Source organism: Micromonospora purpureochromogenes (genome assembly GCF_900091515.1).
Classification (GTDB): domain Bacteria; phylum Actinomycetota; class Actinomycetes; order Mycobacteriales; family Micromonosporaceae; genus Micromonospora; species Micromonospora purpureochromogenes.
In genome coordinates this window covers 1,356,476-1,379,639 of the sequence record NZ_LT607410.1, presented here as the reverse complement: position 1 = coordinate 1,379,639, position 23,164 = coordinate 1,356,476, and the positions used below count along the sequence as shown (strand labels likewise).

Here is a 23,164-nt window from a genome sequence, read left to right as displayed (position 1 = left end):
AGGGCCCGCACGAGCACCGGCGCTCAGTCCACGTTCGGGGCGTAGTCCTGCCCGAACGGGGCGTCGGCCAGCCGGACCACGCCGATCACCACCAGCGTCACCACGGCGACCGCGACCAGCACCAGACCCGTCCAGGCCAGCCGCTCCCCCTGCCGCAGCCAGGCCGCGCCGGTGAGGTACCCGCCGGAGGCGTACGCCTCCCGCCGGGCCTGCCGGGCGAGCTGGAGCGCCACCGTGGCGGGCACCACCCCGCCGACGAACAGCCCGGTCAGCGCCCCGATCAGGCCCAGCGCGAAGACGGCGCGGGCCTTCGTCGCGGGCGCCGGGTCGGGGTCGAGCGGGTGGCGTGGCGGCTGGTGCGCCACGGGCAGCTGCCCGGGAGCGGTCGTCATACCCCCATCATGCCCGCCGGCGCCCGCCGGGACCGGCCACCTCGGCCCCGAAGGCCGGCCCACCCCGGAACACGACGAGGCCCCCGGCGGTCACGCCGGGGGCCTCGTCGGTCACTGCTTAGCGGTACGACCCGAAGTCGAAGTCGTCCAGCGGCACAGCCTGCCCGCTGGCCGGCCCGAAGCCGTAGTCGGTCTCCGGGTAGCCGGTCATCGAGTAGACCTTGGCCTTCGCCTCCTCGGTCGGCTCGACCCGGACGTTGCGGTACTTGCTGATGCCCGTACCGGCCGGGATGAGCTTACCGATGATCACGTTCTCCTTGAGGCCGACGAGCGAGTCGCTGCGCGAGTTGATCGCCGCGTCGGTCAGCACCCGGGTGGTCTCCTGGAAGGAGGCCGCCGAGAGCCAGGAGTCGGTGGCCAGCGAGGCCTTGGTGATACCCATCAGCACCGGGCGACCGGCGGCGGGCTCGCCACCCTCGCCGACGAGCCGGCGGTTCTCCGACTCGAACAGCGCCCGGTCGACCAGCACGCCCGGCAGGAACTCGGTCGAGCCGGAGTCGATGACCGTCACCCGCTTGAGCATCTGGCGGATGATGATCTCGATGTGCTTGTCGTGGATGAGCACACCCTGCGAGCGGTAGACCTCCTGGACCTCCTGGGTCAGGTGGACCTGGACCGCGCGCGGGCCGAGGATGCGGAGCAGCTCGTGCGGGTCGATGGTGCCCTCGGTGAGCTTCTCGCCGACCTCGACGTGGTCCCCGTCGTGGGTCCGCAGCTTGACCCGCTTGGAGATCTTGTCGTAGACGATCTCGTCGCTGCCGTCGTCCGGCACCACGATGATCTTCCGGGACCGCTCGCCGTCCTCGATCCGGACCCGGCCCGGGGTGTCGGCGATGGGCGCCTTGCCCTTCGGGATCCGGGCCTCGAAGATCTCCTGGACCCGGGGCAGACCCTGGGTGATGTCCTCACCCGCGACACCACCGGTGTGGAAGGTACGCATCGTCAGCTGCGTACCCGGCTCACCGATCGACTGGGCGGCGATGATGCCGACCGCCTCGCCGATGTCGACCGACTTGCCGGTCGGCAGCGAGCGGCCGTAGCAGGCCGCGCAGACGCCCAGCTTCGACTCGCAGGTGAGCACGCTGCGCACCCGGACCGTCTCCACCCCGGCGGCGACGATCTTGTCGACCAGGATCGAGTTGAGGTCCTGACCGCGGTGCGCCACCACGGTGCCGTCCGGCCCCTTGATGTCGTCGGCCAGGGTCCGGGCGTGCACGCTGGTCTCGGCGTGCGTGTGCACGACCAGCTTGCTGTCCAGCCGCTCGCCGATCTGCATCGGGATCGCCCGGTCGGTGCCGCAGTCCTCCTCGCGGATGATCACGTCCTGCGAGACGTCCACCAGACGACGGGTCAGGTAACCCGAGTCGGCGGTCCGCAGCGCGGTGTCGGCGAGACCCTTACGGGCACCGTGCGTGGAGATGAAGTACTCCAGCACGGACAGACCCTCCCGGTAGCTGGCCTTGATCGGCCGCGGGATGATCTCACCCTTCGGGTTGGCCACCAGACCACGGATCGCCGCAATCTGCCGGAGCTGGAGCAGGTTACCGCGGGCACCCGAGTGGATCATCTTCCACAGCGGGTTCTCCTGCGGCAGCGCGGTGTCCATCTCCTTGGCGACCTCGTTGGTCGCCTTGGTCCAGATCTCGATGAGCTCGCCGCGACGCTCCTCGGCGGTCATCAGACCACGCTGGTACTGCTTGTCGATCTGGTCGGCGTCCTTCTCGTACCGCGCCAGGATCTCCCGCTTGCGCGGCGGCGCGATGACGTCCTCCATGCCGATGGTGACGCCGGACCAGGTGGCCCAGTGGAAACCGGCCTCCTTGAGCCCGTCCAGGGTGGCCGCGAGAGCCACCTTCGGGAAGCGCTCGGCGAGGTCGTTGACGATCGCGGAGAGCTGGCCCTTGCGGATCTCGTAGTTCACGAAGCGGTAGCCCTGCGGCAGCGTCTCGTTGAACAGGACCCGACCGAGCGTGGTCTCCACGGTCAGCGGCTCGCCCTCGGCCCAGCCCTCGGGCGCGACCCACGGCTCGGCGCCGGCGCCGTTGTCGACACCGACCACGCCGCGCAGCCGGATCTTGACCGGCGCCCCCAGGCTCAGCTCGCCGGCGTCGAAGGCCATCCGCGCCTCGGCGTCCGAGCTGAACGCCCGGCCCTCGCCCTTCTCACCGGGGGTGAGGTGGGTGAGGTGGTACAGACCGATGACCATGTCCTGGGTCGGCATGGTGACCGGCTTGCCGTCGGCCGGCTTGAGGATGTTGTTCGACGACAGCATCAGGATCCGCGCCTCGGCCTGGGCCTCGGCGGACAGCGGCACGTGCACCGCCATCTGGTCACCGTCGAAGTCCGCGTTGAACGCGGTGCAGACGAGCGGGTGGATCTGGATCGCCTTGCCCTCGACCAGCTGCGGCTCGAAGGCCTGGATGCCCAGGCGGTGCAGGGTCGGCGCACGGTTCAGCAGCACCGGGTGCTCGCCGATGACCTCTTCCAGCACGTCCCACACGACCGGCCGCTGCCGCTCGACCATCCGCTTGGCGGACTTGATGTTCTGCGCGTGGTTGAGGTCCACCAGCCGCTTCATCACGAACGGCTTGAACAGCTCCAGCGCCATCTGCTTGGGCAGGCCGCACTGGTGCAGCTTCAGCTTCGGGCCGACCACGATGACCGAACGGCCGGAGTAGTCGACGCGCTTGCCGAGCAGGTTCTGGCGGAACCGGCCCTGCTTGCCCTTGAGCATGTCCGACAGCGACTTCAGCGGGCGGTTACCCGGACCGGTGACCGGCCGGCCGCGACGGCCGTTGTCGAACAGCGCGTCGACGGCCTCCTGGAGCATCCGCTTCTCGTTGTTGACGATGATCTCGGGCGCGCCGAGGTCGATCAGCCGCTTGAGGCGGTTGTTCCGGTTGATCACGCGGCGGTACAGGTCGTTCAGGTCGGAGGTCGCGAAGCGGCCACCGTCGAGCTGCACCATCGGGCGCAGGTCCGGCGGGATGACCGGGACGCAGTCCAGCACCATGCCGAGCGGCGAGTTGCGGGTGTTCAGGAACGCCGCGACGACCTTGAGCCGCTTGAGCGCCCGGATCTTCCGCTGGCCCTTGCCGGAGCGGATGGTCTCGCGCAGGCTCTCGGCCTCGGCCTGGAGGTCCATGTTCTGGACAAGCGCCTTGATGGCCTCGGCGCCCATGCCGCCGGTGAAGTACTCGCCGAACCGGTCGCGCAGCTCGCGGTAGAGCAGCTCGTCGGTGACCAGCTGCTTCGGCTCCAGCTTGCGGAAGGTGTCCAGCACCTCGTCGAGGCGGTCGATCTCGCGCTGGGCCCGGTCGCGGATCTGGCGCATCTCGCGCTCTCCGCCCTCCTTGACCTTGCGCCGGACGTCCGCCTTGGCGCCCTCGGCCTCCAGCTCGGCCAGGTCGGCCTCGAGCTTGGCGGCCCGCTTCTCGATCTCCGAGTCGCGGCTGTTCTCGGACTGCCGCTTCTCGGCCAGGATCTCGTTCTCGATCGTCGAGAGGTCACGGTGACGCGACTCGGCGTCCACGCTCGTCACGACGTACGAGGCGAAGTAGATGATCTTCTCGAGGTCCTTGGGGGCGAGGTCCAGCAGGTAGCCCAGCCGGCTCGGCACGCCCTTGAAGTACCAGATGTGGGTCACCGGAGCGGCGAGCTCGATGTGCCCCATCCGCTCACGACGGACCTTGGAACGGGTCACCTCGACGCCGCAGCGCTCGCAGATGATGCCCTTGAAGCGGACCCGCTTGTACTTACCGCAGTAGCACTCCCAGTCCCGCTGCGGACCGAAGATCTTCTCGCAGAAGAGCCCGTCCTTTTCCGGCTTCAGGGTGCGGTAGTTGATCGTCTCAGGCTTCTTGACCTCACCGTGCGACCACTGACGGATGTCGTCGGCGGTGGCGAGGCCGATGCGCAGCTCGTCGAAGAAGTTGACGTCGAGCACTATGTCCCCTATGTCGTCGTCTGTACTGCTAGCTAGTGGGTGGGGTCGGGAGCCGGCGAGCCTGCTCCCGACCGCTCACCTCAGACCTCTTCGACCGAGCTCGGCTCGCGCCGGGACAGGTCGATGCCCAGCTCCTCCGCGGCCCGGAACACCTCGTCGTCGGTCTCGCGCATCTCCAGGGCCACGCCGTCGCTGGAGAGCACCTCGACGTTGAGGCACAGCGACTGCAGCTCCTTGAGCAGCACCTTGAACGACTCCGGGATGCCCGGCTCGGGGATGTTCTCGCCCTTGACGATCGCCTCGTAGACCTTGACCCGGCCCAGGACGTCGTCGGACTTGATGGTCAGCAGCTCCTGCAGGGCGTAGGCGGCGCCGTACGCCTGCATGGCCCAGCACTCCATCTCACCGAAGCGCTGGCCACCGAACTGCGCCTTACCACCCAGCGGCTGCTGCGTGATCATCGAGTACGGGCCGGTCGACCGGGCGTGGATCTTGTCGTCGACCAGGTGGTTGAGCTTCAGGATGTAGATGTAGCCGACCGCGATCGGGTCCGGCAGCGGCTCACCGGAACGACCGTCGAACAGCTGCGCCTTGCCGGAGGACCCGATCAGCTGCTTGCCGTCCCGGTTGGGCAGGGTCGACGCGAGCAGACCGGAGATCTCCGCCTCGCGGGCACCGTCGAAGACCGGCGTGGCCACGTTGGTGTCCGGCTCGGACTCGTGGGCGTCGATCGAGCGCAGCGCCTTCTTCCACTCCGCGTCGTCACCGTCCACGCTCCAGCCGGTCTTGGCGACCCAGCCGAGGTGGGTCTCCAGCACCTGACCGATGTTCATCCGGCTGGGCACACCCAGCGGGTTGAGCACGATGTCGACCGGCGTGCCGTCCTCCAGGAACGGCATGTCCTCGACCGGCAGGATCTTGGAGATGACGCCCTTGTTGCCGTGCCGGCCGGCGAGCTTGTCGCCGTCCTGGATCTTGCGCTTCTGGGCGACGTAGACCCGGACCAGCTCGTTGACGCCCGGCGGCAGCTCGTCGCCGTCCTCGCGGGAGAAGGTACGCACGCCGATGACCGTGCCGGTCTCGCCGTGCGGCACCTTCAGCGAGGTGTCCCGAACCTCGCGCGCCTTCTCACCGAAGATCGCGCGGAGCAGCCGCTCCTCCGGGGTCAGCTCGGTCTCGCCCTTGGGCGTGACCTTGCCGACCAGGATGTCGCCGGGGACGACCTCGGCGCCGATCCGGATGATGCCGCGCTCGTCGAGGTCCGCGAGCATTTCCTCGCTGACGTTCGGGATGTCGCGGGTGATCTCCTCCGGGCCGAGCTTGGTGTCCCGGGCGTCGACCTCGTGCTCCTCGATGTGGATCGAGGTGAGCACGTCCTGCTGCACGAGGCGCTGCGACAGGATGATCGCGTCCTCGTAGTTGTGGCCCTCCCAGCACATGAACGCCACCAGCAGGTTGCGCCCGAGCGCCATCTCGCCCTCGTCGGTGCACGGACCGTCGGCGATGACCTGGCCGGCCTCGACGCGGTCGCCCTCGAAGACGACCGGCTTCTGGTTGACGCAGGAGCCGGCGTTGGAGCGGCGGAACTTGTGCAGCAGGTACGTCCGGCGGTGGCCGTCGTCCTGGTGGATGGTGATGTAGTCGGCGCAGAGGTCCTCGATCACACCGCCGACCTCGGCGACGACGACGTCACCGGCGTCGACGGCGGCCCGGTACTCCATGCCCGTACCGACCAGCGGCGCCTCGGCCTTGACCAGCGGCACCGCCTGGCGCTGCATGTTCGCGCCCATCAGGGCCCGGTTGGCGTCGTCGTGCTCGAGGAACGGGATCATCGCGGTCGCGACCGAGGTCATCTGCCGCGGCGAGACGTCCATGTAGTCGACGGCGGCGGGAACCACGTCCTCGGTCTCGCCGCCCTTACGGCGGCACAGGACCCGGTCCTCGGCGAAGGTGCCGTCCGCCTTCAGCGGCGCGTTGGCCTGCGCCTTGACGTACCGGTCCTCCTCGTCCGCGGTCAGGTAGTCGATCTGGTCGGTGACCCGACCCTCGACGACCTTCCGGTACGGCGTCTCGATGAAGCCGAACGGGTTGACCCGGGCGAAGGTGGAGAGCGCGCCGATCAGGCCGATGTTCGGGCCTTCCGGCGTCTCGATCGGGCACATCCGGCCGTAGTGCGACGGGTGCACGTCACGGACCTCGAAGCCGGCCCGCTCCCGGGACAGACCACCGGGGCCGAGCGCGCTCAGCCGGCGCCGGTGGGTCAGGCCCGCCAGCGGGTTGGTCTGGTCCATGAACTGGGACAGCTGCGACGTACCGAAGAACTCCTTGATCGCCGCCACCACCGGGCGGATGTTGATCAGGGTCTGCGGCGTGATCGCCTCGACGTCCTGCGTGGTCATCCGCTCGCGGACGACCCGCTCCATCCGGGACAGGCCGACCCGGACCTGGTTCTGGATCAGCTCGCCGACCGTACGCAGTCGCCGGTTGCCGAAGTGGTCGATGTCGTCGGCCTCGTAGCCGTCCTCACCGGCGTGCAGCCGGCAGAGGTACTCCACGGTGGCGACGATGTCGTCCTCGGTGAGCGTGCCCGTGGTGATCGGGACGCCCACTTCGAGCTTCTTGTTGAACTTGTAACGCCCGACCTTGGCGACGTCGTACCGCTTCGGGTTGAAGAAGAGGTTGTCGAGCAGGGTCTGGGCGTTCTCACGGGTCGGCGGCTCGCCAGGGCGGAGCTTCCGGTAGATGTCGAGCAGCGCCTCGTCCTGGCCGGCGATGTGGTCCTTCTCGAGCGTGGTCATCATCAGCTCGGACCAGCCGAACCGCTCACGGATCTGCTCGGCCGACCATCCGATGGCCTTGAGCAGGACCGTGACGGCCTGCCGACGCTTGCGGTCGATGCGGACGCCGACCGTGTCGCGCTTGTCGATGTCGAACTCCAGCCAGGCACCCCGACTCGGGATGACCTTGACGCTGGAGAGGTCGCGGTCGGAGGTCTTGTCCGGCTGCTTGTCGAAGTAGACGCCCGGGGACCGGACGAGCTGGCTGACCACGACGCGCTCAGTGCCGTTGATGATGAAGGTGCCCTTCGGCGTCATCATCGGGAAGTCACCCATGAACACCGTCTGGCTCTTGATCTCGCCAGTGGTGTTGTTGGTGAACTCCGCGGTCACGAACAGCGGCGCGCAGTAGGTCAGGTCCTTCTCCTTGCACTCCTCGATCGAGGCCTTGACCTCGTCGAAGCGCGGAGCCGAGAAGGAGAGCGACATGGTGCCGGAGAAGTCCTCAATGGGACTGATCTCTTCGAGGATCTCCGCGAGACCCGATCGTGCGTGCGGGTCGTCCGCCGACCGGCCCTGCCAAGCCTCGTTGCCGACGAGCCAGTCGAAGGACTCGTTCTGAATGGCGAGGAGGTTGGGGACCTCGAGGTGTTCGGTGATCCTGCCGAAAGAAACTCGGCGGGGAGCGAAAGCGCTCGACGTACGACTGGTCTTCGCAGGGCGGGAAGCTGCCAAGATGCGTCCTTCCGAGGACCGGTGCTGCAGAACGGCTGGTACGCGTGCACTCCAATGACCCCACCAGAAATATCCGTAAACGGACATTTCCGAGCAGGGGTCAAGTCGGAAGGCAGCGCAAACTAGCAGTGTAGCCGAGAGGCTAACCGCTGTCCAGTCCACCCCGCAGGTCGTCGCGGAACGTGCCTCGGGACCCCGGAAACCGGGGCTGCCGGGCCGCTCGGAACGCGGCGTTCCTGCGGGCCGCTCGGGTGTTGCGGCGGGTGGTGCTGCCGCTGCCATTACCCAAGTGGTGGCCGTCGCAAGCGCGGAAGGTCTTGCTGGTGTCAGCGTGCCTGGCAGTCCGGTGCCGCGTCAAGGGCCGGTGTCGGGTCGCCGCCCTCTTTCCGCTCCGGAGCAACCGCCGGGCGCCGCCGTGGTGCCGCACGCCGGGTGCCGGACGTCCTGCTCACGCCGCTGCCACCGGTAGCCACCAACCACAGCGGGCGGTGATCCGTTCCCGGATCACCGCCCGCCGCGATGCGGTGTGCCCCGGCTCACGTGAGCCGGACGCGCGCCTGGTCGTACCTCAATTACTTGAGGGTGACCTTGGCGCCCTCGCCCTCGAGCTTGGCCTTGGCCTTCTCGGCGGTCTCCTTGTTGACCTTCTCCAGGATGGCCTTCGGCGCGGACTCGACCGCGTCCTTGGCCTCCTTGAGGCCCAGGCCGGTCAGCTCACGCACGACCTTGATGACCTGGATCTTCTTGCCACCGTCGCCCTCGAGGACGACGTCGAACTCGTCCTTCTCCGGCTCGGCCTCGGCCGGGGCAGCAGCGCCACCGGCAGCGGCGACCGCGACCGGAGCGGCGGCGGTGACCTCGAAGGTCTCCTCGAACTGCTTCACGAACTCGGAGAGCTCGATCAGCGTCATCTCCTTGAACGCGTCGAGCAGCTCGTCGGTGCTGAGCTTCGCCATGTCTGGCGTCCTTTCCTGAATCTGTTAGGTAAGAACTGGGTGCGCCGGGAGGCCTCAGGCCGCCTCGGCGCCCTCCTTCTCGCGCTTGTCCTGCAGGGCGGCCGCCAGACGGGCGGTCTTGGAGAGCGGAGCCTGGAACAGGGCCGCGGCCTTGCTCAGGTTGCCCTTCATCGCGCCGGCCAGCTTGGCCAGCAGCACCTCACGGGACTCCAGGTCGGCGAGCTTCGTGACCTCGGCCGCGGAAATGGCCTTGCCCTCGAAGACACCGCCCTTGATGACGAGCTTCGGGTTGGCCTTCGCGAAGTCGCGAAGCCCCTTCGCCGCCTCGACGACGTCGCCCGAAACGAAAGTCAGCGCGGTAGGACCGGTGAACAGCTCGTCGAGGCCGGAGATGCCCGCCTCGGTCGCGGCACGCTTGGCCAGCGTGTTCTTCGCGACCGTGTAGGTGGTCTCCGTGCCGAGCGAGCGCCGCAGCTGGGTGAGCTGGGAAACCGTCAGACCACGGTACTCGGTGAGCACCGCAGCGCCCGCGTTACGGAAGCTCTCGGTCAGCTCAGCGACGGCCGTGGCCTTGTCGGCCCGGATCGGCTTGTCCGCCATGTCCCTCCTCTCTCGTTGCTCGAGGCTGGTCGCCGTCGGCAGGCCGGGTGGCCTTCCGACGGCGGCGGAGGATCACGACAACGAGAAAAGCCCCGGCGCAGGGCGCACGGGGCGAGGGCCGGCACGATCACCATGGTCGGCGGACCACGGGAAGAGCCGATTTTCGCTTGCCGCCCTGCGCGGGTCGCCCGTCATCGCGGGACCTTCGACCGTGCCGGAGCACGGTGACCAGCGGTCTCTGGGTGGAACTTCGTCACCAGGTTACGGCACGCGACGGTGAGCACCAAATCGCCCCCCACGTGCGCCCGGTCACTCCGGCGCGGCACCTCCGACGGCGGTCCGCCGGCGTGGCCGGCCCGCTCAGGGCCGGACCCGGCGCCGCCAGACGTAGCCGGCCAGGGCCACCGCCGCCCAGGCCAGCGCGCCGGCGCTGAGCAGCAGCGCCGTGGAGACCACCAGCGGGCCGGTCAACGCCCGGGCGGTCGCCATCACCGGCGGCGCCAGCCAGGGCGCCACCGAGCCGCTCAGGCCGAGGACCAGGGCGCCGACCGCGCCCAGGGCCAGCACCGCCACGCCGTAGCCCGCGCTGCCGGTGACCGCCCGGCTGGCCAGGGCGCCGAGTGCCACCGCCGCCGGCAGGGCCAGCAGGTGGGCCCAGAGCCCGAGGGCGAGACCCACCGGCAACGACCGGTCCCCCGACCCCACCGGGCCGGTCACCCCGCCGACCAACCACGGGAAGACCATCGCGACGGCCACGGTGCCGAGCCCGGCCACCGTCGCCGCCAGCAGGCCGGCCGCGCGCTCCCGGGCCGGGCCGACCACGACCAGGGCCAACCGGCGCTGCACGTCCGGCTCCACGTCGAGCAGGATCCTGGTCTGCCAGGCCAGCACGGGGAAGAGCACCACCGCGGAGACGCCGTACGCCTCCGCCGGCTGGGCCCGGCCGCCGCCGTACAGGACGCCGAGGGCGAGCAGGCCGGCCAGCAGCGGCGCCGGGCGCCCGTCCGGTACGCAGGAAGCCGGCCAGCCGCAGCCGCACCAGCGCGCTCACCGGGACACCTCCCGCGCCGGGCCGTCCGCTCCGACGCCCTCTCCCGCCGCCGGCTCGGGTGACCCGGCGGTCGGCGGGGCGGCGTCGGGGCGTACCCGCAGGACGTGGTGGCCCTCGGCGCGCAACCGGGCGACGGCGCCGGCCACCCGGGCGGCCGGCACGGCGACCTCGACCACGGCGATCGGCTCCGCCCCGGCGGACGTCTCCTCGGTCACCACGCCGTCCGCGACGGTCCAGCGACGGGCGCTCGGCAGCCGGACGGTCTCCCCCCGGTGGTCGCTGACCAGCACCGATCCGCCGGCCGCCAGCACCTCGTCGACCAGGGCGGGGACCAGCTCGCGGGCGGCGGAGTCCAGGCCCTCCCAGGGCTCGTCCAGCACCAGCAGGCCGGGTCGGCGGAGCATCGCCTGGGCCAGTCCGACCTTCTGCGCGGTGCCCTTGGACAGCTCGGGCAGCTTCACGCCCCGGAACCGGGTCAGGCCCAGCCGCTCGGTCCACCGGTCGACCTCCCGCGCCGCCCCGGACCGGGACAGCCCGGCGACCCGGCCCATCGCGGTGAGGTAGGCCTGGACGGTGAAGGGCTGGTCGGCGGGGAACCGCTCCGGCACCCAGCCCACGTGGCGGGGCCGGTCGAGGACCCGGCCCCGGCCCGGCCGGAGCACCCCGGCCGCGAGCTGGAGCAGGGTGGACTTGCCCACGCCGTTGCGGCCGAGCACGACCGCCACCTCACCGGGCTCGATCCGGGCCTGCGCCGCCCGCAGCACCCACGGGCCGCGCCGGTGGTACCGGAGCCAGACGTCCTCCAGCAGCATGCCGCGAGCCTGCCACAGCCGGACGAACGGCAGGGGCCCCGCCACGAGTCCGTGGCGGGGCCCCTGCGCGGGAGTCGTGCTCAGCCCTCGGTCGGGGCCTCGTGAAGGTTCTTCACCAGCTTCGGGTCGACCGGAACGCCCGGGCCCATGGTGGTGGTGAGGACGACCTTCTTGAGGTACGTGCCCTTGGCCGCCGACGGCTTGGCGCGGAGCACCTCGTCGAGGACGGCGGCGTAGTTGTCCACCAGCTGGGTCTCGGAGAACGAGGCCTTGCCGATGATCAGGTGCAGGTTGGAGTGCTTGTCCACCCGGAAGGTGATCTTGCCGCCCTTGATGTCCTGAACGGCCTTGGTGACGTCCATGGTCACCGTGCCCGTCTTCGGGTTCGGCATCAGGCCGCGCGGGCCCAGGATCCGCGCGATCCGGCCGATCTTGGCCATCTGGTCGGGGGTGGCGATCGCGGCGTCGAAGTCCAGCCAGCCGCCCTGGATCCGGGCGACGAGCTCGTCCGTGCCCACCTCGTCGGCACCGGCGGCGGCGGCCTCCTCGGCCTTCGCGCCGGCGGCGAACACGATCACGCGGGCGGTCTTACCGGTGCCGTGCGGCAGGTTGACCGTGCCGCGGACCATCTGGTCCGCCTTGCGGGGGTCGACGCCGAGGCGCATCGCGACCTCGACCGTGGCGTCGAACTTGACGTTGGTGGTCTCCTTGGCCAGCTTCACGGCCTCGACGGGGGTGTAGAGCTTCGACCGGTCGATGACGTCGGCGGCCTTGCGGTAGCTCTTGCTGCGCTGCATTTCTGGTTACTCCTGTGGTCTCTGGCGGGCCGCGGTCATCGCGCGCCCTCCCACGAACTGATCGGGTGAGTGCTCAGACGACGTCAGTCGCTGACGATGATGCCCATCGACCGGGCGGTGCCGGCGATGATCTTCGCAGCCTGGTCGATGTCGTTGGCGTTGAGGTCGACCATCTTCTTCTCGGCGATCTCACGCACCTGGGCCTGCGACACGGAGCCGACCTTGTCCTTCTGCGGGACGCCGGAGCCCTTCTCCACGCCGGCGGCCTTGAGCAGCAGCCGGGCGGCGGGCGGGGTCTTCAGGACGAAGGTGAAGGACCGGTCCTCGTACACGCTGATCTCGGCGGGGACGATGTCGCCCCGCTGGGACTCGGTCTGCGCGTTGTAGGACTTGCAGAACTCCATGATGTTCACGCCGTGCTGACCGAGCGCGGGGCCCACCGGCGGCGCCGGCGTGGCCTGGCCCGCCTTCAGCTGAAGCGTGAACGTCTTGACGAGCTTCTTCTTCGGAGGCATGTCACTTCCTGGGGCTTGGAACTGGGAAAGGTGCCGGGCCGCGGGCGCGCACGGTCAGCGCGATGCGACAGCGACGACGTTCTAGGGTAGCGCAGCGTTGCACCGCCCCGTCCGTCGAGGTCCGTCGAGGTCCAACGGAGGGGCGGAAACGGGTACGCCGACGGCGGGCGAATACCCACCGCCGGCGACCCGGACGTCAGATCTTGGCGACCTGGTTGAAGTTCAGCTCGACCGGAGTCTCCCGGCCGAAGATCGACACCAGCACCTTGAGCTTCTGCTGGTCGGCGTTGATCTCACTGATCGTCGCCGGCAGCGAGGCGAACGCGCCGTCGGTGACGGTGACCGAGTCGCCGACCTCGAAGTCGAGGACCCTGATCTCGGGCTTGGCCTTCTTCTCCACCGCCTCGACCGCCGGGGCCAGCCACTTCAGCACCTCGTCGAGGCTCAGCGGCGCCGGCCGGTCGGCCCGGTCGGTGGCACCGACGAAGCCGGTGACTCCCGGCGTGTTGCGCACGCAGGAGTACGACTCGGCGGTCAGCTCCATCCGGACCAGGATGTAGCCCGGGAAGACCTTGGCCTGGACCTGCGACCGCTTGCCGTTCTTGACCTCGACCTCTTCCCGGGTCGGCACCTCGACCTGGTAGATGAAGTCCTCCATGTCGAGGGAGGTGATCCGGGTCTCGAGGTTGGTCTTGACCTTGTTCTCGTAGCCGGCGTACGAGTGCACCACGTACCAGTCACCCGGGGCGTAGCGCAGCTTCTGGCGCAGCTCGGCGACCGGGTCGTACTCCTCGTCCGGGGCCGGCTCGGTGGTCGGGAATTCCGGCTCGCTGGCGGCCTCGACCGACTCGTCGCTCGCCGCCGTCGCCACCGTGGACTGGTCGTCCGTGGTCTCGGCGGTCTCGTCGTACTCAGGCACGCTCGCTCACTTCCGTCACTATCGGCTCAGTCGGCCGGTCAGCTGGGGTTGCCGAAGACCCACAGCACGCCCTTCGCGAAGGCGAAGTCGAGAAGGCCGACGATCGTCAGCATCACCGCGACGAACGTCACCACCACGGCCGTGTAGGTCAGCAGCTCCTTGCGGGTCGGCCAGATGACCTTACGCAGTTCGGCGACCACCTCGCGGAAGAAACGCGCGATGCGGGCGAACAGCCCGATCCGGTCGGTGTCGGCACGGGTCTTCGGCTTGCTGTCGGCCGAACCGGCACGGGCCCGCGAACGGGTCGCGGTGCCGCCCCGGGAGACCGGCTCGTCCGCGCCGGTGGCGTCGTCGTCGGCGGCCACGTCGTCGACGAGCTCGTCGCGCTCGTCGCGCAGACCCTCGTCGCCGGCGTCCTCGCCGCGCCGCTTGCTCTCGGCCACTTCGCCCTCCGTCGCGGGATGTCGGTCGTACGCCTGATGGGCGTACGCGGCGTGTGGTCACGCCGGCCGGACCAGCCGTCCCGCGACGGGCCGCGGCCGGCGGACCGGACGAAGGGGCCCGATGCCTCGGAACCACCCCGCCGATGCCACCACCACGGGCCGGACGCCGCCAGTCGGCGGCGCGACCCACGGGAACGGTCAGGCCTGAGGCGCAGGGGTGACAGGACTTGAACCTGCAGCCTGCGGTTTTGGAGACCGCTGCTCTGCCAATTGAGCTACACCCCTGTGCGGCGACGCTCGCCCCGCTCGACCACGAGGGCCGGGCAGGGGTCACTTGCCCCACGGCGGACCAGTGTACGGGTAGTGCCCCGACTTTCCCAACCGGTACCGCCCATCACCTGTCCGGCACCGGTCAGCGGGTGGTCCGGACGATCGCCCGGGCCTGCGAGAGGACCTTCTCCCCCAGGCAGGTGGCGGTCACGTCGAGCCTGGTCAGGCCCTCCTCGGTGACCTCCTTCACCACCGCGTTCACCTCGATCTCGGTGCCCTGCTCGTCGTCCGGCACCACCACCGGCCGGGTGAACCGGACGCCGAAGTCGACCACCGCGTCCGGGGCGCCCGCCCAGGTGGTGACGGCCCGACCGACCAGCGCCATGGTGAACATGCCGTGCGCGATCACCCCGGGCAGGCCCACCTTGGTGGCGGTCCGGTCGTTCCAGTGGATCGGGTTGAAGTCGCCGGAGGCGCCCGCGTAACGGACCAGGTCCGCCCGGGTGATCCGGAACGTCTGAGTCGGCAGCTCCATCTCAGGCCTCCCCGCGTACGACGAGCTTGGACCAGACCGCGACCACCGGCTCGCCGGCGACGGTGCGCACGTCGGTACGGGTGGTCAGGAAGCCGTGCCCGCCCCGGTTGGTGACCTCCTCGATGGTGTTCACGCAGACCAGCTCGTCCCCGGCCACCACCGGACGGTTGTACGCGAAGCGCTGGTCGCCGTGCACCACCCGGCTGTAGTCGACGCCCAGCGCCGGGTCCTCGATGATCTGGCGGTTCGCGGCCATGGTGATCACGAAGGGGAAGGTCGGCGGGGCGACCACGTCCGGGTGGCCCAGCGCCCGGGCCACCTCCGGATCGTGGTGGGCCGGGTCGGTGGCGCCGATGGCGGCGGCGAACTCGCGGATCTTTTCTCGGCCCACCTGATAGGGGGCGGTCGGCGGATAGGTCCGGCCGACGAAGGACGGGTCCAGGGACATGCCGCCGAACCTACACGCAAAGCACGAACGCCGATCCGTACGGGAGGGGCGGCGAAAATGCCGCGCCATCCGTGCGGATCGGCGTCCGGGAACTGCTCAGGGACCGGGCCGGCGGTGCCGGCCGCAGGTCAGCGGGTCTCGCGGTGGACCGTGTGCTTGCCGTCCCGGGGGCAGAACTTCTTCAGCTCGATGCGGTCCGGGTCGTTACGACGGTTCTTGCGCGTGATGTAGTTGCGCTCCTTGCACTCCACACACGCCAAAGTGATCTTCGGCCGGACATCGGTCGCCTTCGCCACGGCGGAGTGCCTTCCTCGCTGGGGTATCAACTACGACGCATCAACCTACGCGGTCGATGCGCGGACATGCAAAGTGGGCGCCAGTGGCGCCCGTCCCGTCGGCCGCCGGGAACCAGGCCCGGAGGACGAGAGTAGCGGTGGCCGGACTTGAACCGGCGACACAGCGATTATGAGCCGCTTGCTCTGCCATCTGAGCTACACCGCCGCAGGCGGGTCCAGCCGGACCCTCTGAGCCCCCTTACGGAATCGAACCGTAGACCTTCTCCTTACCATGGAGACGCTCTGCCGACTGAGCTAAGGGGGCCTGCTTGATCACCCCGAAGGGCGTCGCGCAGGGGTAACAGTACATGACCCCGCCGCCGAGGTGAAATCCGATCCCCCTGCCCCACGTTTCCGCAGATCAGGGCACAACCCGCAGTCTCGGCGACTCACCTGCGGAGATCGTCTCCGGGTCCACCTGGGCGCCGAACCAGGCCTCCAGGCGCTCGTACGGCAGCGGGCGGCTGAACAGGAAGCCCTGGCCGATCTCGCAGCCGATGTCCTGGAGCAGCTCCAGGGTCAGCTCGCTCTCCACGCCCTCGGCCACCACGGCGAGGCCGAACTGCTGGGAGAGCGTGACCACGGCGTTGACGATCGCCAGGTCGCCCGGATCCGTCGCCATGCCCTGCACGAAGGAGCGGTCGACCTTGACCTCGTGCACCGGTAGCCGGCGCAGGTGGGCCAGCGACGAGTCGCCGGTGCCGAAGTCGTCCACCGAGAGCCGTACGCCCAGGTCGCGCAGCCGGCGCAGGGTCGGGATCGGCCGGTCGGTGCCGTCCAGCACCCCGGACTCGCGGATCTCCAAGGTGAGCCGCTGCGGCGGCACGCCGTACTCCTCGAGCAGCTCCCGGACGTGGGCCGGGAAGTGCTGGTCGGTGAGCGTACGGGCGGAGATGTTGACCGCGACGGCGAGCGGCTGGCCGGTGTGGCTCCAGTCCCGGCTGCGCCGCAGCCCCTCCCGCAGCACCACCTCGGTGAGCCGGCCCAGCTGGCCGGTGTGCTCGGCCACCGCGACGAAGTCCTCCGGACTCACCGTGCCGTGCGTCGGGTGTTCCCACCGGGCCAGGCACTCGACCCCGACCAACCGTCGGTCGCGCAGCGTCACCTTCGGCTGGAAGTAGACCTCCAGCGCGCCCTCGTCCAGCGCCCGCCGCAGATCGCCGGCGAGGCCGAGCCGGCGCAGCGACCGCGACTCCAACGCCGGATTGAACAGCTGCACGCTGCCCGGGACCGACTTGGCGGCCGTCGCGGCCAGGTCGACCCGTTGCAGCAGCGAAGCGGCGTCGCTGCCGTGGTCCGGGTGTACGGCCACCCCGACCGCGGTGTCGACGTCGAGGGTGAGGGCGTCGAAGACCATCTCGTCGCGGATCTGTTCGCGCAGTTGCGCGGCCAGCTCCAGCGCCGCCTCGGCGTTCTCCAGCCGGAGGGTGACCAGGAACTCGTCGCCGCCGGCACGGCCCACCAGGGCCGAGGAGGGCGCGCAGGCGCGCAGCCGCTCGGCCACCTCGACGAGGACCTTGTCGCCCGCGGCGTGGCCGAGGGACTCGTTGACCTGGCGCAGGCCGTCCACGTCGAAGAGCAGCACCGCCACCACCTCACCCGGTGCGCGGATCTTGACCGCCTCGTCGAGCGCGCCGGTGATCCGGCGGCGGTTGGGCAGCTTGGTGAGCGTGTCGTGGTACGCGTCGTGGCGCAGCCGGTCGACCAGGCGGGAATTCTCCAGGGCGACCGCGGCGTGCGCCGCGACCGTCTCGAAGATGGGAATGTCGCTGTCGGTGAAGTGGCCGACGTCGCTGAGCCGGTTGGCCACCTCCAGGGTGCCGATGACGGCCTGCCCGGAGCGCAGCGGTACGGCGATGACGTCCTTGACACCGGTCGTCCGCAGCGACGCCCGCAGCTCTTCGTCCCCGCCGAGCCGCACGCCGAGCGCCAGGCTCCGCTGCTGCCGTCGGGTCTCCTCCCGGATCACCTCGGGGGTGGGAGCCACGTCCAGCAGGCCCGAGTCGTCCACCCGGGCGGTCAACATGACTTCGGGGTGCCGCCCCTGGGCGGGCAGCCAGAGGGTCGCGTACTCGGCCTGCATGAACGCCCGGATCCGGCCGAGCAGGACGTCCACCAGGTTGCCGCTCTGCCCCTCCGCGGTCATCGCCTTGGTCAGGTCGTACATCCCACCGAGCGTCCGGTGCTGCCGGAAGAACTGGGCGTACGAGCGGTAGACCAGGGCGACGGCGCCCGCCAGCGCGGCGATCAGGACCGCCGACCACCAGGTGGTGTCCAGCACGATGAGTACGACCAGACCGACCACCACGTTGACCGCAGAGGTCGGCAGCGTCGACGGCGCGTTCCGTAACACCTTGGCACCGGCCTGCCAGCCGTGCATGACCATGATGACCCCGGCCACGCCGAACAGGGTGGCCAGCGTGAACGTGCTGACCGAGGCGAAAAGGATGCCCCAGGTGCCCGGCCCCACCCCACGGATCGGCGGGAGGGCCAGCAGCACCAGCGCGGCGAAGGACGCCGCAGCGGAGGCGTTGGCCACGTTGAACGCGAGCTTGGCGACCCCGAACCGGTAACGCAGGTGGGTGAGCAGGGTGGCCAGCGTGTACGCCAGCACCACCATCAGCGGCGGCAGGAAATAGAAGGCCAGGACCAGCGGGATCTCGGTGAGCCGCACCCCGAAGGACTGCCGGCCGATCACGAAGTTGAGCATCGGCAGGCCCGCCACCACCATGACGGTGAGCAGAACCGCGGCGATGCTCCATGACCCGAGCGCCGGCGAAGTGAACAGGCCGATCGCGGTGGAGAAGACGATGGCCACGAGGGCCAGCGGTCCGGTGACCAACCAGGCGTGTTCGGCGGGCCGCCGAGGGGACGATGCCCCCGCCGATGACGACCGACGGTCGGCCATAACTCTCCTCATCGGTCATCGTGCCGAGGACCGTGGACTGATCGGCGTCAGGTCGCCATCGACAGGGTGCCCGGACTCGAGCGGGCACCGACGAGACTACGGAGCTGGCGGGGCCGTCCAGACATAGTCAAAGGTCCGGAACTCGACCGGCCCGTCACCGACCAGCCCCATGCCGTAACCAGCGGCGAGGGCGACAAGCATGAGCATCACGCCGACCCGCCGGGCCAGCCTTCGACCAGACATTCGCGTGCTCCTGTCGGCAGGTGTGTCGGAGGTGAAGATTCCACGATCGTGCCACAAGCTCCCCGGCCCGCAAAGCGGACGGACGGCCGATCGGCATCGTCCGTACCGGCTGGTTCGGACGGTGCACGACAAGTCGCCAGCCGGGGCGACCTGCGGGCCTGAGCAGCGCACAGATGACGCGTCTTCCGTCTTTAGCCGCGATTCCCACCGTCCTCCGGCGAGTGGGACCTTTGCCCCGAGAGCCGGCCAGTCAGAAGATCCGGTCAGAAGCGACGGAGGCGGTGGTATGGCCCGGACCGGTCTCGACCCTTCCCGGGAGCCGCGGCCTCCGGCCGCCGCGGCCCGGCGGGGGAAGCCGGGCGAGGAATCGGTCGACCGGCGCTCCGCCGACGGCCAACACATCCACGACCGTCAGAATGCTCTACCCGACGCCGAAGCGCCAGCCCCTATCCGACAGCAAGCGACGTAAATACGCTCACCCGTTGGCGCCGGTGGCCGGGACGAGGGCCACCGACCCGCTCCTCCGCAGGTCAGGGCCCCTCGGGTCCGCTGCTGGTCGGCCACCTCAGGTCGATTGATCCGCTGGGCTGCGGGGCGTGCCGCACACGGCCGGCGGCCGGGAAGCGGGGTGCCGGCCGGTCAGCCGCCGACCACGAGCTGGACCCTCACCAGGTCTCCGATGTTGAGCCCCTCGGCCGCCCGGACGCCCGCCTTCACCGGCACGACGTACCGGCCGTCCTTGGGGAACAGCGACGTCGTCCACCGGGTCCGCCCGATCCGGGCCGTGACCGGCACCATGCCCCAGCCGTAGCTCACGGACCCGGCGGTGGCGCTCAGCTCCAGGCAGTCCTCTTCGGGGACGGTGATGAAGTGCCAGGGCGCCGGGCCCTTCCAGAACCACACCTCGCCGCTGAACTCCAGCTCCATCGGGCCAGGATAGGAGCGCGCCGGCCGGAGTGGGGTGACGAGAAGGCCCGCCACAGCATTGCTGCTGCCGACGGGCCTTCTGCACACCTGGTGGCGAGGATTCGAACCGCTGCAGCTTTCGAGACGGATTTCGGGCTTTGCCCGTTCTCAAGGTCATCGGTGAATGTTTTCGCAGCTCAAGCGCATCACCTACAACCGGGGCTACGTCGGCAAGGTCAAGCAAGGCGAGAAGTTCCCCGACCGCCAGTTCACCGAGCGGGCCGACCAAGCGCTCAACCGGTGGCACGGGAACTGGTGGGGCGCTGGTGGAACGGGGTTGGGGCCGGCTCACCCGCCGTGAAGTGTGGCTCGCCCGCGAGGTCCGTTGGCATGTCGTCGCTAGGGCAGGCGACTCGGAGACGGGCCAGGTGCTCCGGTGGCAGTTCGATACCGAGGACGAGGCCCGGTCAATGATCCGGCGTCTCGTCCAAGCGGACGGCGGTCAGTGGCGCGCGCAGGCAGCCAACATCAACCGCCAAGGTGAGGCCGACGCCCGCAGGGGTGGCTAAGCAGAGGCTTCGCTGCGGGAGTTGGCCGCGATCAGTGCGACCCCCGGCCAGCAACATTGCGCACAGTCCGACCCACATGCCCCAGCCGACGTCGGCAGTAAGGCCCGGCGAATGGAAGGACCGGAGGTGATCGCGCTCCATGAAACCTGCGGTGATCTCCGCGACCGCGTCCATACGCGGCGGCTCGGCACCCGGCGGGGAGATGGACCGTTGACCGGCTTACGGAACCCGTTGGGGGCCAGCCTTCGACGTCACGCCACTGCTGCACGACCAGAAAGACCGACAATGCCACCGCCGCCAACGTGGCGACACGCACCAGCGATGGCACGCGACCTCGGACATCACGCCAGACCAACGAAACGACGACCGCGCCCAGGGCAAGCAGCACCGCTGCGCTCCACCGGGACGACATGCCCCACGCGGAGCCGAAGGAGGTCTCGTAGGTGGTCTCGTGTTCGGTCATGCTCCGAACCCGCACCACCCACCAGGGCAGGAAGCTGCTGGCCAGTACCAGGAGCCCGGCACCGGGCAAGAGTCGACGTCGCCACTCCAAGGTCACAGCCGATCAACCTAGTCGTCAACGACATGCTCGGCCCAGACGTAGACACCACACCAAGTCGGCAGGTGTACCAACCTGCGGCCGGCTGCCGGCGTGTCGGGTCTCAGGACCTGCGTGACAGATCAGTCTCGGGACATGGGTGACACGTCCGGCTAGCTTTCCTCCTGCGCCAGCGTGACGGCGGTCGCCGGGACATCGAGCTGACCGGTCCCGCGCGGGTGCTCGACGCGGTACAGGTCCGGCGGTCCGACCGTCCGCCGGTTGTGCCAGCGGGCGCTCATTACGGTGGTGACGGCGCCGGCATAGTCGCCTTCGATTAGCCGCACCCGCACGCCTGGCCCGTAGCCGGACGAACCGGCGAGCGGCGGAACGGCCGGATCGCGCCAGCTGGGCCCAGGCTGCCGTCCCCGCACCAGCAATTCGCTCGGCCGCATGTCATCGGCGTCCGTCTCCACGTGGAACCCGACCGCCACAAGGATCTCCGCTATGGCCGCGAGCATCGCGGACGTGACCGTCGAAGAATGCCGGAGGGCGGGATGTACCTCCGAGCCGCCGGGCCGGTATGCGCCCGCTTGCAGAGCGGTGATGGCGGCGTTGCGCATGGCCTCGCTCTCCACCCAACCGATCCAGACCTCTGGATCGTCTGCGTCGGCAAGGATGGAGACGCCCGTGCCGCGGACCTCACTCGGCTCCCACGGCAGCACGGGTAGGCCGGCGGCTACCAACTCGTCTCTAACGGCGTCGGCAAGGGCGTTGGGCCCGACGGGCTGAGAGGAACTCACGTGCCTCATGATCCCGCTAAGTCGGCCAGAAGTGTCACCCAGGTCCTGATACCGATCTGTCACGCAGGTCCCGAGACCGGACAGCCGGCTGCCGGCGAGCGGTTCAAAGTTTCTGTACGTCTTCAAGGCGGCCCGACAAGCGGGCCGCACGCGCCGCCGCCTGGGCGCGCGCCGGCCGCTTAGCTGTCGCACGCGGCCGACACGCCAACGCCCGGCGGCTGGCGCGGAGAGCGGGGAAGCCCGGAGGCCGCCGAGACGGTAGCGGCAAGGGGTGATTGAGGCTCGTGGGCCGGCAGCCGGCCGGGCACCGTGCCCGAGCGGCGCGGCGCAGGAACGGTGCGCGCCGGGTCCGTGCGGCAAGCCCCAAGCATGGGGGCGGTGACCGCGTCACGGCATGCCGGTCGTCCGGGAGCCGGATTCACAGCCGGTCAGGGGGGTGTTGCCTGGTTGACGCTCTCAACAGTACGAGCGGGGTGTGACATCACTCCTTACCCGCAACTGACCGCATCGCCTCACCTGCGCTGAGTAACGATCCGGCAAGTCTCGACGTTACCGCAACGCGCGATGTCGTCAACGGCGGAACGGTCACAACCTGACAAGGGTGCCGACGACGGGCACTGACATCGCAAGGTGCCCCTCGGGCTCCCCCCGATACGCCCCCGAACGTTGAGCGACGGTGGGCGACGGTCGGACTCAGCGGGACCAAACAAGATCGGCCCCTGACCGCATTTCTGCTGGTCAGAGGCCGTCTTCGCACCTGGTGGCGGGTAGAGGATTCGAACCTCTGAAGCTTTCGCGACGGATTTACAGTCCGCTCCCATTGGCCGCTCGGGCAACCCGCCAGGGCATACCACCGCACTCGCGCGCGGCAGCGACGCCAAGGATAGCGGTTGCCCCCGGGATCGTCGCAACCGGGTACGGTCAGGGGGTCGTGCCGCTGGCCAGCGGACGACGGTACGTGACAGACCGCCGGACAGCAGGAGCATGAGCATGGCAGCGAACCCGTCGTTCGACATCGTGAGCAAGGTCGACCGCCAGGAGGTCGACAACGCCCTCCGTCAGGCGGAGAAGGAGCTCGCGCAGCGGTTCGACTTCCGCGGCACCGGCGCCGAGATCTCCTGGTCCGGCGAGGAGTCGATCAGCCTCCAGGCGGAGACCGAGGAGCGGGTCCGGGCGGCGCTCGACGTCTTCAAGGAGAAGCTGGTCAAGCGGAACATCTCGCTCAAGTCGCTGGACGCCGGCGACCCCCGCGCCTCGGGCAAGATCTTCAAGATCGACGCCAAGGTCATCCAGGGCATCGACACGGACAAGGCCAAGGCGATCAGCAAGAAGATCCGCGACGAGGGCCCGAAGGGCGTGCAGGCGCAGATCCAGGGCGACCAGCTCCGGGTCACCGGCAAGAAGAAGGACGACCTCCAGGCCGTCATCGCGCTGCTCAAGGGCGAGGACTTCGGCGTGGCGCTGCAGTTCACCAACTACCGGTAAGGCACTGCCTGCGCCGCAGTCACCATGGGCCACGCTGCGCTACCTGCGCGAACCGTCGTCGCCGATGGTCGCCATTGGTTGGCCTTGTCCGACCTCTGACGGCCTGGATACTTCTACCGAC

General features: G+C 69.6%; 20 protein-coding genes and 4 tRNA genes. 2 read left to right on the top strand and 22 right to left on the bottom strand.

Annotated elements, in window-relative coordinates; all coding sequences use genetic code 11:
* Window positions 1-23: 23 nt before the first annotated feature.
* The 20 genes from GA0074696_RS06430 to GA0074696_RS06340 all read right to left on the bottom strand — a co-directional run bounded on the left by GA0074696_RS06430 (window position 24) and on the right by GA0074696_RS06340 (window position 19,669).
* Window positions 24-392 (bottom strand): hypothetical protein, encoded by a 369-nt coding sequence (locus GA0074696_RS06430; RefSeq protein ID WP_088960249.1) that lies wholly within the window; start codon window positions 390-392, stop codon window positions 24-26.
* A gap of 118 nt (window positions 393-510) precedes the next feature.
* The gene (locus tag GA0074696_RS06425) at window positions 511-4,398 is read right to left on the bottom strand and encodes a DNA-directed RNA polymerase subunit beta' (RefSeq protein ID WP_088960248.1); all 3,888 of its coding nucleotides are present in this window, start codon (window positions 4,396-4,398) and stop codon (window positions 511-513) included.
* Between the two features lie 80 nt (window positions 4,399-4,478).
* Complete coding sequence (gene rpoB, locus GA0074696_RS06420; protein ID WP_088960247.1) at window positions 4,479-7,910, bottom strand: DNA-directed RNA polymerase subunit beta; 3,432 nt, start codon at window positions 7,908-7,910, stop codon at window positions 4,479-4,481.
* 572 nt (window positions 7,911-8,482) lie between these two features.
* Window positions 8,483-8,866, bottom strand: a complete 384-nt coding sequence (gene rplL, locus GA0074696_RS06415) for a 50S ribosomal protein L7/L12 (protein ID WP_088960246.1) — start codon at window positions 8,864-8,866, stop codon at window positions 8,483-8,485.
* A gap of 54 nt (window positions 8,867-8,920) precedes the next feature.
* The gene (rplJ, locus tag GA0074696_RS06410) at window positions 8,921-9,466 is read right to left on the bottom strand and encodes a 50S ribosomal protein L10 (protein ID WP_088960245.1); all 546 of its coding nucleotides are present in this window, start codon (window positions 9,464-9,466) and stop codon (window positions 8,921-8,923) included.
* A 360-nt stretch (window positions 9,467-9,826) separates the two neighbouring features.
* Window positions 9,827-10,372, bottom strand: coding sequence for a hypothetical protein (locus tag GA0074696_RS06405; protein ID WP_231925282.1), 546 nt, complete (start codon window positions 10,370-10,372; stop codon window positions 9,827-9,829).
* A 141-nt stretch (window positions 10,373-10,513) separates the two neighbouring features.
* Window positions 10,514-11,329: an ATP-binding cassette domain-containing protein gene (locus GA0074696_RS06400; RefSeq protein ID WP_088964390.1), complete on the bottom strand. Its 816-nt coding sequence runs from the start codon at window positions 11,327-11,329 to the stop codon at window positions 10,514-10,516.
* An 80-nt stretch (window positions 11,330-11,409) separates the two neighbouring features.
* Window positions 11,410-12,126: a 50S ribosomal protein L1 gene (gene rplA / locus GA0074696_RS06395; RefSeq protein WP_088960244.1), complete on the bottom strand. Its 717-nt coding sequence runs from the start codon at window positions 12,124-12,126 to the stop codon at window positions 11,410-11,412.
* Between the two features lie 83 nt (window positions 12,127-12,209).
* Entirely contained in the window at window positions 12,210-12,641 is a 432-nt protein-coding gene (gene rplK / locus GA0074696_RS06390; RefSeq protein WP_088960243.1) for a 50S ribosomal protein L11, read from the bottom strand.
* A 196-nt stretch (window positions 12,642-12,837) separates the two neighbouring features.
* Window positions 12,838-13,560 (bottom strand): transcription termination/antitermination protein NusG, encoded by a 723-nt coding sequence (gene nusG, locus GA0074696_RS06385; protein ID WP_088960242.1) that lies wholly within the window; start codon window positions 13,558-13,560, stop codon window positions 12,838-12,840.
* Window positions 13,561-13,598: 38 nt separating this feature from the next.
* Complete coding sequence (gene secE, locus GA0074696_RS06380) at window positions 13,599-14,003, bottom strand: preprotein translocase subunit SecE (protein WP_088960241.1); 405 nt, start codon at window positions 14,001-14,003, stop codon at window positions 13,599-13,601.
* A gap of 212 nt (window positions 14,004-14,215) precedes the next feature.
* Window positions 14,216-14,288: transfer RNA gene (locus tag GA0074696_RS06375), tRNA-Trp, on the bottom strand.
* 127 nt (window positions 14,289-14,415) lie between these two features.
* On the bottom strand, window positions 14,416-14,808 hold the full coding sequence (locus tag GA0074696_RS06370; protein WP_088960240.1) for a MaoC family dehydratase: 393 nt from the start codon (window positions 14,806-14,808) through the stop codon (window positions 14,416-14,418).
* Window position 14,809: 1 nt separating this feature from the next.
* Window positions 14,810-15,256, bottom strand: a complete 447-nt coding sequence (locus GA0074696_RS06365; RefSeq protein WP_088960239.1) for a MaoC family dehydratase N-terminal domain-containing protein — start codon at window positions 15,254-15,256, stop codon at window positions 14,810-14,812.
* Window positions 15,257-15,384: 128 nt separating this feature from the next.
* Window positions 15,385-15,552 (bottom strand): 50S ribosomal protein L33, encoded by a 168-nt coding sequence (gene rpmG, locus GA0074696_RS06360; protein WP_013288652.1) that lies wholly within the window; start codon window positions 15,550-15,552, stop codon window positions 15,385-15,387.
* A 132-nt stretch (window positions 15,553-15,684) separates the two neighbouring features.
* A tRNA-Met gene (locus tag GA0074696_RS06355) sits at window positions 15,685-15,757 on the bottom strand.
* Window positions 15,758-15,783: 26 nt separating this feature from the next.
* A tRNA-Thr gene (locus tag GA0074696_RS06350) sits at window positions 15,784-15,856 on the bottom strand.
* 96 nt (window positions 15,857-15,952) lie between these two features.
* A complete protein-coding gene (locus GA0074696_RS06345; protein ID WP_088960238.1) occupies window positions 15,953-18,499 on the bottom strand; it encodes a putative bifunctional diguanylate cyclase/phosphodiesterase in 2,547 nt (848 codons plus the stop codon).
* Between the two features lie 96 nt (window positions 18,500-18,595).
* Window positions 18,596-18,742 (bottom strand): hypothetical protein, encoded by a 147-nt coding sequence (locus GA0074696_RS30680; protein WP_157745841.1) that lies wholly within the window; start codon window positions 18,740-18,742, stop codon window positions 18,596-18,598.
* A 639-nt stretch (window positions 18,743-19,381) separates the two neighbouring features.
* Window positions 19,382-19,669 (bottom strand): DUF1905 domain-containing protein, encoded by a 288-nt coding sequence (locus GA0074696_RS06340; RefSeq protein WP_088960237.1) that lies wholly within the window; start codon window positions 19,667-19,669, stop codon window positions 19,382-19,384.
* 163 nt (window positions 19,670-19,832) lie between these two features.
* Here GA0074696_RS06340 and GA0074696_RS30675 point away from each other — a divergent pair, with 163 nt between their 5' ends.
* Complete coding sequence (locus GA0074696_RS30675) at window positions 19,833-20,009, top strand: hypothetical protein (RefSeq protein WP_157745838.1); 177 nt, start codon at window positions 19,833-19,835, stop codon at window positions 20,007-20,009.
* A gap of 919 nt (window positions 20,010-20,928) precedes the next feature.
* Here GA0074696_RS30675 and GA0074696_RS06330 read toward each other — a convergent pair.
* Both GA0074696_RS06330 and GA0074696_RS06325 read right to left on the bottom strand, forming a co-directional pair.
* Window positions 20,929-21,558 (bottom strand): hypothetical protein, encoded by a 630-nt coding sequence (locus GA0074696_RS06330; protein WP_157745836.1) that lies wholly within the window; start codon window positions 21,556-21,558, stop codon window positions 20,929-20,931.
* A gap of 758 nt (window positions 21,559-22,316) precedes the next feature.
* Window positions 22,317-22,400 (bottom strand) — tRNA-Tyr (locus GA0074696_RS06325).
* Between the two features lie 148 nt (window positions 22,401-22,548).
* On the opposite strand from GA0074696_RS06325, the gene GA0074696_RS06320 reads away from it, so the two are divergent.
* Window positions 22,549-23,043 carry a YajQ family cyclic di-GMP-binding protein gene (locus GA0074696_RS06320; protein WP_157745834.1) on the top strand — a complete coding sequence of 165 codons (495 nt, stop codon included), beginning with the start codon at window positions 22,549-22,551 and terminating at the stop codon, window positions 23,041-23,043.
* Window positions 23,044-23,164 lie beyond the last annotated feature (121 nt).

Excerpts from the sequence above, each read along its gene's own strand:
- GA0074696_RS06345 (WP_088960238.1), bottom strand. The coding sequence starts at position 18,499 with ATGGCCGACCGTCGGTCGTCATCGGCGGGGGCATCGTCCCCTCGGCGG.
- rplJ (WP_088960245.1), bottom strand. The coding sequence starts at position 9,466 with ATGGCGGACAAGCCGATCCGGGCCGACAAGGCCACGGCCGTCGCTGAG.
- rplL (WP_088960246.1), bottom strand. The coding sequence starts at position 8,866 with ATGGCGAAGCTCAGCACCGACGAGCTGCTCGACGCGTTCAAGGAGATG.
- rplA (WP_088960244.1), bottom strand. The coding sequence starts at position 12,126 with ATGCAGCGCAGCAAGAGCTACCGCAAGGCCGCCGACGTCATCGACCGG.
- GA0074696_RS06400 (WP_088964390.1), bottom strand. The coding sequence starts at position 11,329 with ATGCTGCTGGAGGACGTCTGGCTCCGGTACCACCGGCGCGGCCCGTGG.
- GA0074696_RS30680 (WP_157745841.1), bottom strand. The coding sequence starts at position 18,742 with ATGTCTGGTCGAAGGCTGGCCCGGCGGGTCGGCGTGATGCTCATGCTT.
- GA0074696_RS06340 (WP_088960237.1), bottom strand. The coding sequence starts at position 19,669 with ATGGAGCTGGAGTTCAGCGGCGAGGTGTGGTTCTGGAAGGGCCCGGCG.
- GA0074696_RS06320 (WP_157745834.1), top strand. The coding sequence starts at position 22,549 with ATGGCAGCGAACCCGTCGTTCGACATCGTGAGCAAGGTCGACCGCCAG.
- rplK (WP_088960243.1), bottom strand. The coding sequence starts at position 12,641 with ATGCCTCCGAAGAAGAAGCTCGTCAAGACGTTCACGCTTCAGCTGAAG.
- GA0074696_RS06370 (WP_088960240.1), bottom strand. The coding sequence starts at position 14,808 with ATGGAGCTGCCGACTCAGACGTTCCGGATCACCCGGGCGGACCTGGTC.
- GA0074696_RS06430 (WP_088960249.1), bottom strand. The coding sequence starts at position 392 with ATGACGACCGCTCCCGGGCAGCTGCCCGTGGCGCACCAGCCGCCACGC.
- GA0074696_RS30675 (WP_157745838.1), top strand. The coding sequence starts at position 19,833 with ATGTTTTCGCAGCTCAAGCGCATCACCTACAACCGGGGCTACGTCGGC.
- GA0074696_RS06365 (WP_088960239.1), bottom strand. The coding sequence starts at position 15,256 with ATGTCCCTGGACCCGTCCTTCGTCGGCCGGACCTATCCGCCGACCGCC.